General features: G+C 45.9%; 11 protein-coding genes. 6 read left to right on the forward strand and 5 right to left on the reverse strand.

Annotated features, from left to right (window positions below; genetic code table 11):
- Nucleotide 1 precedes the first annotated feature (1 nt).
- Nucleotides 2-2,485, forward strand: coding sequence for a phosphoenolpyruvate--protein phosphotransferase (gene ptsP / locus AACQ93_RS17110; RefSeq protein WP_064606890.1), 2,484 nt, complete (start codon nt 2-4; stop codon nt 2,483-2,485).
- A gap of 93 nt (nt 2,486-2,578) precedes the next feature.
- Here ptsP and dhaR read toward each other — a convergent pair whose 3' ends face one another.
- On the reverse strand, nt 2,579-4,549 hold the full coding sequence (gene dhaR / locus AACQ93_RS17115; RefSeq protein WP_064606893.1) for a dihydroxyacetone kinase operon transcriptional regulator DhaR: 1,971 nt from the start codon (nt 4,547-4,549) through the stop codon (nt 2,579-2,581).
- Between the two features lie 170 nt (nt 4,550-4,719).
- Between dhaR and AACQ93_RS17120 the strand changes: the two genes are divergently transcribed.
- Both AACQ93_RS17120 and AACQ93_RS17125 read left to right on the forward strand, forming a co-directional pair.
- Complete coding sequence (locus tag AACQ93_RS17120; RefSeq protein ID WP_064606896.1) at nt 4,720-5,133, forward strand: hypothetical protein; 414 nt, start codon at nt 4,720-4,722, stop codon at nt 5,131-5,133.
- Between the two features lie 153 nt (nt 5,134-5,286).
- Nucleotides 5,287-5,469, forward strand: coding sequence for a hypothetical protein (locus AACQ93_RS17125; protein WP_064606899.1), 183 nt, complete (start codon nt 5,287-5,289; stop codon nt 5,467-5,469).
- 61 nt (nt 5,470-5,530) lie between these two features.
- Here the strand turns inward: AACQ93_RS17125 and AACQ93_RS17130 are convergent, their stop codons facing one another.
- From AACQ93_RS17130 to AACQ93_RS17140, 3 genes are all read right to left on the reverse strand, one after another.
- Entirely contained in the window at nt 5,531-6,322 is a 792-nt protein-coding gene (locus tag AACQ93_RS17130) for an AraC family transcriptional regulator (protein WP_064606902.1), read from the reverse strand.
- A 9-nt stretch (nt 6,323-6,331) separates the two neighbouring features.
- Nucleotides 6,332-7,888, reverse strand: a complete 1,557-nt coding sequence (locus AACQ93_RS17135) for an MOSC domain-containing protein (protein WP_232323349.1) — start codon at nt 7,886-7,888, stop codon at nt 6,332-6,334.
- Between the two features lie 148 nt (nt 7,889-8,036).
- Nucleotides 8,037-8,693: a Qnr family pentapeptide repeat protein gene (locus AACQ93_RS17140; protein WP_064606909.1), complete on the reverse strand. Its 657-nt coding sequence runs from the start codon at nt 8,691-8,693 to the stop codon at nt 8,037-8,039.
- Between the two features lie 423 nt (nt 8,694-9,116).
- Here AACQ93_RS17140 and AACQ93_RS17145 point away from each other — a divergent pair, with 423 nt between their 5' ends.
- On the forward strand, nt 9,117-10,727 hold the full coding sequence (locus AACQ93_RS17145) for a methyl-accepting chemotaxis protein (RefSeq protein WP_064606912.1): 1,611 nt from the start codon (nt 9,117-9,119) through the stop codon (nt 10,725-10,727).
- Nucleotides 10,728-11,160: 433 nt separating this feature from the next.
- On the opposite strand, the gene AACQ93_RS17150 is transcribed toward AACQ93_RS17145, so the two are convergent.
- Complete coding sequence (locus AACQ93_RS17150; RefSeq protein ID WP_064606915.1) at nt 11,161-11,994, reverse strand: class I SAM-dependent methyltransferase; 834 nt, start codon at nt 11,992-11,994, stop codon at nt 11,161-11,163.
- A 315-nt stretch (nt 11,995-12,309) separates the two neighbouring features.
- Between AACQ93_RS17150 and AACQ93_RS17155 the strand changes: the two genes are divergently transcribed.
- Both AACQ93_RS17155 and AACQ93_RS17160 read left to right on the forward strand, forming a co-directional pair.
- Nucleotides 12,310-12,534, forward strand: a complete 225-nt coding sequence (locus AACQ93_RS17155; protein ID WP_064606916.1) for a hypothetical protein — start codon at nt 12,310-12,312, stop codon at nt 12,532-12,534.
- 9 nt (nt 12,535-12,543) lie between these two features.
- Nucleotides 12,544-13,965: a hypothetical protein gene (locus AACQ93_RS17160; RefSeq protein WP_064606919.1), complete on the forward strand. Its 1,422-nt coding sequence runs from the start codon at nt 12,544-12,546 to the stop codon at nt 13,963-13,965.
- The last annotated feature ends 83 nt before the right edge of the window (nt 13,966-14,048 follow it).

The following is a 14,048-nucleotide window of genomic DNA, read 5'->3' on the forward strand; positions in this document are numbered from 1 at the left end:
TATGGTCAGTATTGTAATTGTTTCCCACAGCCCGAATCTTGCTAAAGGCGTTCATGAACTGGCTAGTCAGATGAGCCAGGGAAAAGTTCAGATCGCGGTGGCTGCCGGTGTCGATGATCCGGAGAACCCGATTGGCACGGATGCGGTTGCCGTGATGATGGCGATTGAAGAAGTGTACTCCCCGGAAGGTGTGCTGGTGCTGGTGGATATGGGGAGTGCAATTTTAAGCACGGATACCGCTCTGGATTTACTCGGCAGCGAGATTGCGGCCAATGTTCACGTCTGCGCCGCACCATTAATTGAAGGCACTATGTCGGCCTGTGTTGCCGCCGCTGCCGGAATGTCACTGATTCAGGTGGCAGATGAAGCGCACAACGCCCTTTGCGCTAAGTATGAACTGCTGGAGCAGAGTGCCAAGCTGCCGGGAGCCGGTTCCATCGGAATCGATCTTGAGCACGAAGTCAGCGGCGATGAACTTGAGTTTGAGTGGCAGGTGAAAAACCCGCACGGACTTCATGCCCGCCCTGCATCCGCGATTGTCGCCGCGGTCAGCTCTTTTGATGCTGAAGTCTGGCTGAGCTGCAATGACAAGCGAGTCAGTGCCCGAAGCCTTAACGGGATTGCCCTGCTTGGGGTAAGAAAAGGTGACAAACTGAATTTTATTGCCAGTGGTAATGAAGCATTGCCTGCACTGGAAGCGTTTATTGCACTGGCTAAAAAGCATTTTAACGAATCGGTAGAAGAGGGAACGGCTGAACCCCCTCGGCCAACTCGCCGGGTAACGACCCACCAAGACGGTCGGCTCTGTGCAGTTGGAGCATCCGAGGGGATCGCCATTGCGCCGTTGTGGCACTACCGGCCATCCATGCCGAAAGCACCTGAACGTGACTTCCTTGGCTATGAAGAAGAGTGGTCCCGTTTTTCCCGAGCCTGCGATACGGCGCAGCGCGATTTGGCGGATCTGGTGGTCAGAACAGCCAATGCCGGTTCGAAATCAGAAAGTGAAATTTTCATCGCCCATGGTCAGATGCTGTCTGATCCTGAACTGGGCGAGCAGGTTAGACAACGCCTGAAAGAAGCGGTTACGATTGAAAAAGCCTGGGAGCAGGTTATTGAGCAAACTGCGCAGGCTTATGAGGCGTCGGCCAGCGAGTATATGCAGGCCCGTGCCAACGATGTGTACGATATCGGTCGCCGGGTGATGGCGCTGATGACAGGTGAAACCGGGCAGCAGATTGTATTGGATGAGCCGGTCATACTGGTTGCGGTTGATCTGACGCCCTCCGATACTGCTCAGTTGGATCCTGAAATGGTGCGCGGCATCATTTTGGAGCACGGTGGTACGACATCTCACTCCGCCATTTTGGCCCGATCACTGGGGATCCCTGCTGTAGTTGGCTTAAGCGGAATTATGTCGCAGAGTCCGGAAGGGGAAATGGCCATTATGGATGGCTCTAGCGGTGATGTGTGGTTGGCGCCACATGCTGAGCAATTGGACAACGCCCGCCGTCAGGCCGAGGAACTGACTCGCAAGCGTGAACAGGCTCAGGCCATGGCAATGGAAAAGGCCGTAACCAAAGATGGTTTGGCGTTAGATGTGTTTGCCAATCTGGCTAATCTGGAAGATGCTGAAAAAGCTATTCACTGCGGGGCTGAAGGTGTCGGTCTGGTTCGCACTGAATTTTTGTTTACTGACAGCGAACAGGTGCCGTCTGAGCAAAGCCAGTACGAGTTTTATTGCAAGATTGCCGCTGCATTCGGAGATAAATCAGTAATTATCCGCACCCTGGACATAGGTGGTGATAAGCCGCTGGCTTACATGCCTCAGGAGCAAGAAGAGAACCCGTTCCTGGGTTGCCGTGGTCTTCGATTGTGTTTACAGCATGTTGATGTGTTCAAGTTGCAGCTCAATGCCCTGTTGCGTGCAAGAGTCGAGCATCCGAACCTGAAAGTGATGTTCCCTATGGTAGCAACACTGGAAGAGCTGAATCAGGCTAAGTACCTGCTAAACAGCTGCTATGAAACTCTGCAGCACAATGGTATCGCGGCTGCGATGCCTGAAGTCGGCATTATGGTTGAAGTACCTGCGGCAGTTGCCAATGCCGGGTTGCTGGCAAAAGAAGTGAGCTTCTTCAGTGTCGGTACCAATGATCTGACGCAGTATGTAATGGCGGCGGATCGGGGTAATGATACGGTTTCGTACCTGGTGTCTGCGGCTCAGCCTGCAGTTTTACGTATGATTAAACAGGCTGCCGATGCGGCTCATGAAGCCGGGATCTCTATTGGGATTTGTGGCGAGATGGCTGGTGATCCTAAGCTGACTTCAACCCTGATTGGTATGGGGATTGATGAACTCAGCATGAGTCCGATTCGAATTGCTGAGGTGAAGCAGGCTGTGCGTGAAACCGACAGTATAAAGGCTGTCGATACTGCTGAGGCGGTACTTAATGCTTCGACGCTAAAACAGGTGATGTCGTTGCTTTAGTGGTCATTTGCTTATGACTGACAGAAAATACAAACCGCCCAATCGGGCGGTTTTTTTATGTTTATGGGAACCTCGGTTTTAGGTTCACTTCGACTATTTATAATCGCTGATATTGATTTGGTAGCTTTTTAGTTTACGCCATAAGGTCGTGCGGCTTACTTGGAGATCACTGCACATCTTGCTGGTTACACCTCGGCAGTAACGAGCTGAGCGGATAATAGTATTCTTTTCAGCTTCAGCCAGGCAATTTGACGATGGTGTCTGATAACCAGGGGTTACCTGTTCGGATGTACACAGAATATTTTCCGGTAAATCTTTGACCTCGATAAGTTTGCCTTGAGCGAAATTTGCTGCGCGCTCAATGACATTGCGCAGCTCCCTGTGGTTACCGGGCCAGCGGTAGCGCATCAGATATGTCATGGCATCCCGGCTTACCGCAAGCGGTGTCTTCTTTTCTGTTTCGAGATGGGTGAGTTTACGATCAACCAGAGCTGGTACATCTTCAAGTCGCTCTCGCAGTGGCGGAATGTGAATATCGAAGGTTTGCAGTTCCAGCAGCAGCTGGCTTCGGAAGTGTTTCTCGGCCACAAACTGATCCAGGTCGACATTCGAAGTGGCAATGATCCTGACATCAACCGACACAATATTCCCGTTCATCCGGTTCAGCAGGCCGGTTTTCAGCAGATGAAGCAGGGCTGCCTGAACTTCTGACGACAGGCATTCCACCTGATCCAGAAACAGGGTTCCGCCATGAGCCAATTCGAATTTGGAAGCCGGGCTGTTATCACCGTCCAGTACCGAACCCAGAAATTCTGCAGCCATCAGCTCTTTTGGAATCGCCTGGCAGTTTATAGCAATAAACGGTTGTCCCCGGCGATCACCCGCATTATGAATGGCCTGAGCCAAGTGGCTTTTGCCCAGTCCGTCTTCGCCGTGAAGTAAAACAGGGCCACGACCTTTAGCGGCATGACGGGCCTGACGAATCACCCGTTGCATTACATCGGAACGGCCGACAATATCATCGAAAGTCAGTCTTGCCCGGTTACCGGCATGCTGGTGGACCAGATCCCGGATTTGTTTTAGCGGATAAAGCAGCGCGATATAGCAGTGGGTATCGTTACTGGCGGTTTTGACGATTTTCAGTGACATCACTGTTGAGATCAGTTTGCTCCTGCCAGGTTCACACTTACTCTCAATCGTGGTTTCGACCATATCCAGTCCATTCCCTTGTTTGATCGCTTCGCGGACAAGTTGGGGAAGGTTAAGCACTGTCTGGATATTGCTGCCGAGTACACTGCGACTCAGGCCCAGCAAATCACTGCCTTTCTGATTCAGGTAATGGATTTTTCCGCATGGGTACCAGGCCAGAACGCCTTCTTCGACGCCTTCAAGCAAGACATGAACTTCGGATAAATGCTGGTTGGACTCGGTCAGGATGTTTTCCGTCTGGATCTGGCTGGCGATATCCCGTGTGGCTGAATGGATCAGACCGAGTGCAGAGAGACAGGATTTTTCCGCCGGGAGAACCAGAGCAATGCAGCCTTGTGCTGAACCGTTGCCGTCAATAATGGGTGCGGCATAAACGGCAAAAGGGTGTAGTGCCTGCTTGAAGTGTTCGTAACCTGTTGTTCGGGTTGGTTTGGCCAGATGCATTGCGCTGGAAATTGCATTATTGCCAATAATGCCTTCACGCCAGTAAACGCCTTCGCGAATACTGAGCGCTTCCAGCTTTGCCAGCATGTCTATATCACCACACAGATGAAGCGTACAACCTGTTTCATCACAGACCACAAAGGCACAACCTGTGTTTTCCAGGTACTCGTAAATATCTTCGACGGCTGGAATCGCCAGGTTTAAAAACGGTGCCTTGGTTTTTTTGATCGATTTGAATGTCACCCCTTTGGCGCGATGGGGAACAGGCCAGTGATCATGACGTTGCTGGCGGCGGCAACGCTGCCATACCTGTTGCAGGTGTGGATCGATATCCGGTACTTCGGCTTCAACCGACGGCTGGGAAACAAAGCTCAGCCAAAGCTCTTTATTAACAGGAAGACGGGATTGCATAAAAAAACGTAACGCGTATTTTGGTGATCTGCCATTGTAGCGCCATCATAAGTTAAAGAATGTTGTCTGGATTAAATTTTGGTTGATTCGCTGTACAGATAGTGATCTGACAAATCATTACAGTACGAATAACAAAATTGCTGTAACATCGCGGATTTGCTGTTTTCTTTATGGGTAAATCAATGATTTCAAAGCGAGTATTATTAATCCTGATGCTTTTCTCGGGTTCTGCTTTTGCTGGTAAGTGCACTCTTCATAATGTGCAGTTGGTTAACATAGCTCCAGCAGAGCATGAGGTGGTTACTAATAATGGTGACAATATAATCGCAATGAAGAAAAAGTCGGATCAACGCTGCGCCAGCGTTGTTTTTTCAATTTCCGGAAGTGGTACTCGTTTGGAATCGACTATTCAGGATGCTTTTAAAGCTGAGCTTTTCGATGGTGAAGAAGTTTATGCTCAAAGCCTGAGAATGAAGAATAGCGAAATCGGTGGTGTATCGCTTGGGAAGCGTCATAAACACGAAGCTTTAGTTTGTTTCGGGGAGCATAAGCTGCCAATTGCGGAAGTACAGTGTGAGCTTTGAACTTGATTTGTGACTACTGTTATCGATAAAACAGATAGTATCTAATTACTTCTATCGTTTTTTAATTGATATAAACCTGAATAAGCAACAGCAAAGTTGTGTTTGCTGTTGAGTAACAGAAAGGCAAGAGTTAAAACATTATTCGGGTGATTTATGTTGAAAGAAAAGGCGATATCAAAAGCAGAGAAAGAACGGCTGGAACTAATGGAAAGGTTGGCAAAAGCCAGAGGGACACTAGCATCATCTGCCAATGAAGAGACAGATTCAGCGAAGATTCTTTCAATAGCGATCAATAGCACTGCAACGTTTGAGAGCTGTGATTCAAAAAGGAAATAATTACAGATTTAGCATTAATTTCGTCCTCATCGCTGTTAAAGCGGCGAGGGCGAGATCAGTTCTATTTATTGATATTTTCTATTAAGTACTGACGAGGCGGTTTGCCCAGTTCCTTTTTGAACATAGTGATGAAGGCGCTGACTGAGTCGTAGCCAAGTTCGTCAGAAATAGCCTGAATACTCCAATGCTCAGACAGTCGCTGCAAGGCTACGATGATATGAAGTTGTCGACGCCAGTCGCGGAAACTCATTCCTGTCTGACTTTTTACCAGTCGGGTAAATGTCCTGACACTCATGGCGTTATCACAGGCCCACTCTTCTGCTGTTCGTCGATCTGATGGGGTTGTTATTAGCGCATCCGCTATTTTTTTCAGGCGCTTTTCTGATGGAAGTGGAAAGCTGAGCTTTTCTGCCGGCATTTGCACGAGCTGGAAAAATGCCACATCAATTAATTTCTCCAGGTTTTCATCTGGTTTGATTTCAGGCGGTAGTTCGGAAAGATAAATCAGCATCTCCCTGAGCATCGGACTAATGGATAGAGTCCGGCAGCTGTGCGGCATTTCCTGACGTGAATCATCAATATAGACGAAACAAAACTCAGCACCTTTTGACGGGGTGTTAGTATGAGGAATATGTGCCGGGATCCAGACCGCATGATGCTTGGGAACCAGCCAGATGGCATCACTGACGCGGCATGTCATCATCCCGTTTATAGGCATAACCAGTTGCCCCTGTTTATGGGTATGCATCGGCGCTTTATTATCATCAGGCTGGGAACCGGCACAAAGACGAAAGGCAGAAATTTTCCGCCCGTAACTGTCCAGATGATCTATTTTCCTAAGAAAGCTGCTCATCAATTAAAGCTATTTATCGATTGAAACAGTGATTCGTTCTTGTTTGGCTCTGGAAACACAGGGTGTCATAAATATCTCTTTTTCCTTTGTTGTTAAGATTGTGTCCCGGTGATCAGCTTTGCCTTCATATTTTACCTTGCACTTTCCGCAGCAGCCGGTTTCACAGGATGAATCGATAGGAATGCCGTTCTTTCTGAGAGCATTCAACATACTCTCGTTTTGTTCAACCTCAATACTCTGCTCAGTATCTTTAATGATGACCTTAAAAGCAGTATTTTCCGTCAGCTTTTTCTCCGGTGGAGTTAAGTGTTCAAAATGCACATGCTCATCACTCCAATGTTTGGCTGATTTTCGTACCAGATCGACAAAAGCAGGGCTACCGCAGCTATAAACATGAGTTCCCCGATGATGAAAATTCAGCAGAGTTTCAATATCAAGCGGTTTGACCTGACTGTAGATTAAAACCTTTCCTGAGTATCGGCTAAGTAACTTTTTGAACGGATAATCATTGATGTCTTTTACGCAGTAATGAAGTTCAAACGATTCGCTGTTAGCAAGTGCTTCTTCAATCATGGTTAAAAACGGAGTGATGCCAATACCGGCAGCAATGAAAATCTGATGTTCAGCTCTGGTCATCTCAAAATAGTTTTGAGGCCCGGATACTGTAAAGATATCGCCGACATTTACTTGCTCATGAAGAAAAGCAGAACCACCCCGACTTTGGTTAGATTTGTGTACCGCTATTTGCCAGGTGTCATCGGCCTGTAGGGCACAGAGCGAATAGGAGCGCTGGAGCCCGTTTGGTAGTGCTAAGGTAATGTTGGCGCCGGCTGTAAATTCAGGTAAGGGCTGCAGATCTGTACGGCTAAGATAGAAGCGTTTGATATCTTCAGATTCATTAACTATTTTCACAACCCGCATTTCGAGTTTACCTGAATTACCGGTTAAACGGCCGTTCCAGTCTTCGGTTTTATTTGATTCCAGGCGATGGCGAAAAGTGTCACGGATTTCTTTGCCCAAAGCATTCATCTCAGACAACGTGGTTGTGGCGGCTTTGTTGTCTGTTTCATGATAGAGGTAATGTTGTACTCGCGCGACTGGCCACTCCGGGTGAGGTCGCTCTATCACCCTGATTGGATCTCCTGCCAGAATTATTCCTTCGTTCAGTACTCGGTAGAACCAACCTGTTTTGGCGTTGTTTTGCGTATATAGTGCCATTGTGGGTTCATTGAATCGGTGGTTGAGTTTGAAGCAGGGAGGACGAGGTTGGCTGAGTTCGAGCAGCATATTGCCAATGGCAACTTTGTCACCAATACACATATTGTGTTCGTTCATTCCGGCGACAACGAGGTTTTCACCAAAACCGCCGTTTACAAGATAATTTCTGGAATTGGGGAACGTTTTTCCAAGTTCAGCATAATGGCGGGAGTCGAACTGTAAAAGGGCTCGATCTTCGCCTCCGTGCGAGCTGTGAACCTGATGATCGCCGATAATCCCAAATAGATTGACGTTAACGCTCGAAACGGGCTGTTTATCGAACCCTGTCTCGACGTTAATCGTAAACATTTTTTTCGGAACTCCGAGCCGAAGCTCAGAGACGGTGGACTTGGGATACATAGCTACCTCTTCAACAGTGTGTCTTCTAAGCTGGATAAGGTAGCACTATGTTGTTTTCAGGAATTTTGCTGACTGGTCACTAAATTGCTAAAACTGGTCAGCCCGGCAATACAATGATCCCCAGCGAATCGAGAAGTTGCTCTTGTTGCCAGTCGCAGATTTTTACGCCCGTCATTCGGACGCGGCGAATGTCCAGGCCATTCAGCTCTGTATGGGTAAGATCACATCCTTCCATCGCAAATTGTCCCCAATGCTCTTCTGAGAATTGTCCTCTGCTAAGATCTGCTCCCCGGAAGTTAGCTCCTTGCAGGTTGGCACCTAGCCAGCGGTTTTCAAACAGGTCGCATTTTTCAATACATTGGCTCTCGAAGTTAGCGTAAGAAAGGTTGCAACCGGTAATGTATGCCGAGCAAAAGAACACATTGTGACTTATTCGGTTTACGAAGTTTGCCTTGAAGAAGTTGGCTCCTTTCAGATCTGAATCTCTGATTTCGATACCAAAGCAGTCTGCGCCGAGAAAATGGCTCATCGCCAGTTGGCATCGTTTGAAGCTGGCATTTTTCAAATCGGCGTAGTCAAAGTTACAGCCTTCTATCGCACCGCGCTCAATGAAACGGCAATCAATGAACTCTGCTTCTTTTAAGTTTGCCCTGCTGAAATTGCAGTTATAGAAAGCGCATTGGTGAAATTGCTCAGCTTCCAGGTCCTGTCTGGAAAAGTCATGATTTTCAAAGGTTTGTTTTATTGTCGGCATATGAGACTCCTTGATGTCGGCGCTTAAATTAACATTGGCAACAGCCGAAAAACAAGAAAATAAAAGCTTTAAAATTCAGTATTTTAAGGGGTGCTCAAATCGCCAATTTAAAGGGGTAAAACGGCTTTCTCGCAGACGATCGCCTTGATGTGCGAACAAGGTAGAGGTGAAAAAAGTTTATCTTTGTAGTGGGTGATTGAGAGAGTTTTCGTTTGGAGCTATTAACGTTTCTCTATGTCGACTAAAGCATATGTAAGTGTGGATAGTCTTATTACAAATGCGTGGTAATCATAAAGGGGTAATACTGCTAATATCGCCGTTCAATAGTGTGTATGAATTTTATACAGTCAGCTTTTGCTGCTGTACCCACCAAAACATCACAACCAGCCTTTGCTCAGCCAACAAAAATACAATAGGGTTAAAATGAATATAGCGAGAAAATTAACAATTATTCCCGTTGTCGCCATCATCAGTTTTATTCTGCTGTCTTATCTATCTTTTAATAGTTTAAGCCGACTGACAGGTTCCATTGAGTCGATTTATCTGGATCGTGTTGTTCCGCTGAAAGACTTAAAATTGATTTCAGACGAATATGCCGTTGAAGTGATTGATGCATTAAATAAGCATAATGTTGGTCTTAAAAGCCGTGATGCTGTAATTGGTGAGATCCGAAAGGCCATTGATATTTCATCACAGACTTTTTCTAAGTATCTGGCGACTGAACTGACATTGGAAGAAGCCAGGCTGGCTGCAGCGGCGAAAGAGCAAATGGTTTCAACGAATCAGACGCTTAATCAGATCGTAACTCGACTTGAGACTGAAGCTGAGCCGGATCTCAGCGAGATGATCGCCCTGGCTTATAAAGTTGTTGATCCGCTGGCTACGGATATTGCCAAGCTGGTGAATATCCAACTGGCTATTACGGAGCAAACTTACGATGTGTCTACAGTTTTAAGTGAGAAAAGCAATGTAGTGAACATTGCGATTTCTGTGTTCTGCTCGGTTATTCAGCTATTGCTGTCAGTGTTAATTATCAGAACCATTTCTTCTTCCCTGAATGACATTCGCGGTACCATGAGTGAAATTAGCAATAACTATGATCTTTCACTTCGCATTAAATCTCGGGGTAATGATGAGCTGACGGAGTTAGCAGGTGATATCAATAATATGATTGCCCAGTTCCACAAAGTGATCACTCAGATTAACAGCTCATCTGGCTCAATCACACAGGGAATAAGCGACATTCAGTACCGTTCTGAGAATATCAGTCAGGCATTGGATACGCATACTACGGAAACAGAACAGGTTGTTACGGCTGTTACAGAAATGAGCTCTACTTCCGAAGCGGTGGCACAGAATGCATCGGATGCCGCTTCAAGTACGAAACAGGCCAGTGATAATGCAGAGCAGGCGCGTGAAATCGTCAATGATGCATCGGCCTGTGTGAACACGCTGGCTGCGGAAGTCAAAGAGGCCGCTGACAGTATCTCGACTATGAGCCAGAGTACTCAGCAGATTGATACAGTGCTTGGTGTTATCGGTGAAATTGCGGAGCAGACTAACCTGTTGGCGTTGAATGCGGCAATTGAAGCGGCCCGAGCCGGAGAACAGGGACGTGGTTTTGCTGTGGTAGCTGACGAAGTTCGTGCACTGGCTGCCCGTACTAAATCAAGTACCGAGGAAATCAATGCGATGCTGGGGTCTTTGCAGCAGGATGCTCAGGCAGCCGTCAGCATTATTGAGAAGACCAAAGAGAGCAGTAATCTGACACTGGAGAACACTTCCAAAGTCTATTCTGCGTTGCAGGGAATGAGTGAGAATGTTCATGAGATTAATGACATCAACACTCAGATAGCTACCGCAGCAGAAGAGCAAAGCTCGGTGACCGAAGAGATTAACCGCAACATGACAGCAATTCGTGACATGGTGCTGGAGTTGCAGTCGAACAGCCAGTCTACGCTTAGCAGCGCACATCAGCTGACAGAATCAAACAGTCAGCTGGTGGAAGAAGTCAGTAAATTTAAGCTGAATTAACCCCGGACTGATTTATGTTTAAATCCTCTGCATGCTGCAGGGGATTTTTTATGTATGCGTGTAATTGGCATCTATGAACTTCTATCAAATAGTTTTTGATATGGTGATATCACTCTATTGGAGAACATTATTATTCACCTCAGAAAGTTTGATATAGCTCGCATTATTCTTTATGAGTTTGATTTCTTATGTAAAGGTGCTTATGGATGAGGGCGCTTTATGTCGATTGTAGAAACCTGTCCTTGTTGTGAAAAACAGGCTGTTTTTAAGCAGATTCACAGGACATTTACTGAAAAAGTCGTTAAAAGGAATTTTTATAAATATCGCTGTACAAATTGTGCCGCTGAGATATTTTCACATCGCTTTCGCAAAGAGATCTCGTTGCACCGCAGTGGCTCACTCCATTTAGAAACTTAAGATAGGTGAGGCTGTTCTATTCTTTTTTCCAGCTGATAAATGCCCATTTGCGAGTGGTTTTTTGAGGTAAGTCAGAACCTTCAATATGCTGTTGGTAATAGGTATGAAGGCGGGTTTTCTCATCATCATTCAATGTTCCGATTGACCATTCAATATTACTGACCAGTTCATCAAAGCTTATGGAAGGTGGGCTGTAGTGCTCACTTTCAATGTATGACAGAGTCGGGTAAATGCCCAATTGGTAGAGAATATTCAGAGTATAGATATAGTCAGGCATGCCGATGCAGTCTCTGCCAATGGCCGTCAGTATTTCTGGTGAAATAAAGTGAGGGTTAGCCGATTGTGTCAGGTAAATTCGTTTTTTAGCGTGGTGGTTGAGTTTTATCAGTGCTTGTTTAAGGTCACCGACCAGCATCGCTCGTGAAGCGATAACAATATCGCAGAGCGGAACTTCCTCCCAGCTGTTCTCCCAGGACAGATGGAATGTACTGACATTTCTGATGTCATTATTTATCGCATTGGCGTGGAAAGCTTCTAACATGCTTTTGCTGTAATCCAGTCCGTATACATGCTCCACTGAATCAGCCATAGAAAGCCCAATGGTACCTGCACCGCAGCCTACGTCCAATACGGTTTTGCAATTCGATATATTAAGGCGTGATACAAAATCTTGCTGATAAGTACTGTGTAATGAGCCGCTGGCATTTTTAAAGCTTCTAGCTTTGTTATCCCATTCGCTGGCCGGTTTTGGGTGGTAATGGGTTTTAGCCAAATGACGAATATACAGCTGACCAAAATTAATTTCGTTTATTGTAGCAATTTCATTGCTCGCAGAAGTAGGCGTTTTCATCGGGCAGATATCCATATCGCTATATAGTTGGTTATATATCGGTTGTTAGTATCTGCTGTGTTGTTTTCTTCGTCAACAACAGTTGGCAGTAGGTAAAGGCTTTTGATTCATTTTGAGTGGAAAGCACTGTGAATACTTATTCACCTCCCCTGTAAGAGGAAATATATTAATTTGTCATTTGAATGACTTATCTGGGTTGGTATCTATAGTGTTCTTTAAATTCAGTTACTTAGGTGTACATATTGATAAGTTTTCAAATATTCCGAATATTTGCAATAATACAGTGTTCTATATTGGGGTGAAATTGGGGAAATAATGAAAAAAAAGTTTTCAGTGGCATTACTATCAGCAGTGGTAATGGGGTGTGGTGGCGGGGGATCGTCATCTAAATCAGATTCAGAGCGGGACACTGTTTTTACGATTAAACCCTATAAAACTCAGATCACCATTAACTCGACAGAGCTGCAAGACTTGCTGGCTATAAAGTATGTATCGAACAAAGGTGCAGGTTTCAGCACTCCGGAAAACTTCAAAAAATAAGGCCTGATAATGAAGAAAATACTGTTATGTGCGGCGTCCCTGCTAGTCAGCAATCAGGCTTTCGCGAAGCCGCATTTGCAAGGTTATTATCAGGCCAAGGAGTTGGTTGGTTATACCGTTAACAAAATTCAGCAGAACAAAGCCGAATTTTTCATTCTTGATTATGCACTGACACTTCCTGCTCAGCTTCAGGCTCAGTTTGTGTCATATAACAATGCGCTTGGCCATTTTCAGACAGAAAACAGCGGTATTAATGAAACGCAGTTTAAGCGTATTGTGCAAAAAGTGAATCCGTCAGCATTGCAGGATCAGTATGTTTGCCGTATTGATATTGCTGGGGTGAAACTGGCGTATGCTGCTGATCGTGGCGAAGAATGTAGCCGTCAGTATGACAGTAAGCCAAGGGCTATCAGCCAGAAAGAAAATAAAGTGACCTTTTTCCGTCGCTGGGATATTGCTTCTAATCAGAGTCACTTTGATATTCAGAGCTATGATAAAGGATTATCAGCTGAAACTATGACCCTGGACTACCTGTTGAAATTCAATGGTCGCTGGGTGGGTAGTTCCGTCCGTGTGATTAAAGCCGAAGCGGTCCTGGATGGCGGTGGTACTGTGCCGACCTATGATGTTGCACAGTATCAGTATTTTGGTCCACACACTGATTTTGTTACTGGTGGTGAAAGTCTGCTGTACAGTGATCAGCCTTATTTTATTAGCGATCGTGTTACAGATATCGCTAGTGGTACAGCTAAGCATATTGGTAATACTGTTTTTAATACTGTTGGTCTGGTGGATGGTGGTTACCGTGGTCGTAATGTTGATACCAGTAACCCGGTCTATTGGATAAGCCGTGATTACGTCAGACAGTACACGCTGGAGAACGGTAAAAAAGCGTATTTTGTTTCTGATCCGCAAAACTTCGTTATCGAAACATCCATGACTGGCCCTTCTGACAGTTGGGTATGGGTGGATGAAACGGAATGGAACCCTGATGAGGGGAAAGATCTGTCAACCAGTGGTGACTGGGTGAGCCATGCTTTCAATAACACCCATAGCTTAACTGGGCTGAGTCCGACTTTCTGTATGATTGAAGATATTGCTAATGATCGGCCGGTGACCGCTTACTACTCTAAAGATGGCGGTAATATGTGGGTGCCATCGTTCAAAGACTGTAAAGCCATTGATCCGGGTTATTACCCGAAAGTGTACACCTACTTTACTAATGGTTACGGTGAACAGGTTGATGTCAGGAGCTATAAACAGAGCGCCAAAGATATCCTCTACGTTCGTAACCAGTACACGCAGGGTGGAGAAGAGCTGATGACATTAGATGATGTTAAGGCGATGCAGTCATCATTGCGTTATAAAGACCTAAAAGCCGAGCTGGGTAAACGCCTGAGCTGGTCAAAACCTTACGATATTTTGCAATAAGCAGTTATTTAGTTTGAAAAGGGCGAGGAAGTTAACTCCTCGCCCTTTTTATTCTCAGCATGTCACAACAATTAATTGCTTAT

The organism is Photobacterium sp. J15 (assembly GCF_963870815.1).
In the GTDB taxonomy this organism is placed as follows: domain Bacteria; phylum Pseudomonadota; class Gammaproteobacteria; order Enterobacterales; family Vibrionaceae; genus Photobacterium; species Photobacterium marinum.

Excerpts from the sequence above, each read along its gene's own strand:
- AACQ93_RS17135 (WP_232323349.1), bottom strand. The coding sequence starts at position 7,888 with ATGTTTACGATTAACGTCGAGACAGGGTTCGATAAACAGCCCGTTTCG.
- AACQ93_RS17155 (WP_064606916.1), top strand. The coding sequence starts at position 12,310 with ATGAAAAAAAAGTTTTCAGTGGCATTACTATCAGCAGTGGTAATGGGG.
- AACQ93_RS17130 (WP_064606902.1), bottom strand. The coding sequence starts at position 6,322 with ATGAGCAGCTTTCTTAGGAAAATAGATCATCTGGACAGTTACGGGCGG.
- AACQ93_RS17120 (WP_064606896.1), top strand. The coding sequence starts at position 4,720 with ATGGGTAAATCAATGATTTCAAAGCGAGTATTATTAATCCTGATGCTT.
- AACQ93_RS17150 (WP_064606915.1), bottom strand. The coding sequence starts at position 11,994 with ATGAAAACGCCTACTTCTGCGAGCAATGAAATTGCTACAATAAACGAA.
- AACQ93_RS17160 (WP_064606919.1), top strand. The coding sequence starts at position 12,544 with ATGAAGAAAATACTGTTATGTGCGGCGTCCCTGCTAGTCAGCAATCAG.
- dhaR (WP_064606893.1), bottom strand. The coding sequence starts at position 4,549 with ATGCAATCCCGTCTTCCTGTTAATAAAGAGCTTTGGCTGAGCTTTGTT.
- ptsP (WP_064606890.1), top strand. The coding sequence starts at position 2 with ATGGTCAGTATTGTAATTGTTTCCCACAGCCCGAATCTTGCTAAAGGC.
- AACQ93_RS17140 (WP_064606909.1), bottom strand. The coding sequence starts at position 8,693 with ATGCCGACAATAAAACAAACCTTTGAAAATCATGACTTTTCCAGACAG.
- AACQ93_RS17145 (WP_064606912.1), top strand. The coding sequence starts at position 9,117 with ATGAATATAGCGAGAAAATTAACAATTATTCCCGTTGTCGCCATCATC.
- AACQ93_RS17125 (WP_064606899.1), top strand. The coding sequence starts at position 5,287 with ATGTTGAAAGAAAAGGCGATATCAAAAGCAGAGAAAGAACGGCTGGAA.